Source organism: Sulfoacidibacillus ferrooxidans, from assembly GCF_022606465.1.
Classification (GTDB): domain Bacteria; phylum Bacillota; class Bacilli; order Alicyclobacillales; family SLC66; genus Sulfoacidibacillus; species Sulfoacidibacillus ferrooxidans.
Window position 1 is genome coordinate 1 of the sequence record NZ_JALBUF010000087.1, and the last position, 445, is coordinate 445.

At 40.4% G+C, this 445-nt stretch carries 1 protein-coding gene; it reads left to right on the forward strand.

Features of this window, described 5'->3' with window-relative positions; all coding sequences use genetic code 11:
* Window positions 1-444, forward strand: a 444-nt coding sequence (locus MM817_RS16495; protein ID WP_241717147.1) for an AzlC family ABC transporter permease, incomplete at its 5' end; no start/stop codon positions are given.
* Window position 445 lies beyond the last annotated feature (1 nt).

A 445-nucleotide genomic window follows, 5' to 3' on the forward strand; every position in this document is an offset into this window, starting at 1 on the left:
TTTTATGCCATTCCTTTGTTAAAACAATTACCAACCAATCCTATCAGTCGACTTTATTGCTTGTTTGCGTTAACCGATGAAACTTTTTCCGTGTTAACCACCCTTCATGAAAATGAACGCCAAAGGCTGATACTACCTGTGAGTTTGCTCAATCAGTGTTATTGGGTTATCGGTACCATATTAGGCATTATGCTGGGTGCAGGGCTCAATGATTGGGTGCCTCATTTGGATTTTGCGTTAGTGTGCTTATTTGCTATTTTAGCCTACGAGCAGTTTAAAGCAGTCAAGGCTTACTATCCCATCTTCATCGCCATCATTGCGTTCACAGCGGCGTTTTATTTTATATCCGATTGGCTTTTACTATCAGCGATTTGCGTGAGTTTGGGACTCATTATCATCCACTTTTTTATGAGCAATAAATCTGCTCATGAGCAAGCTCTCTGAT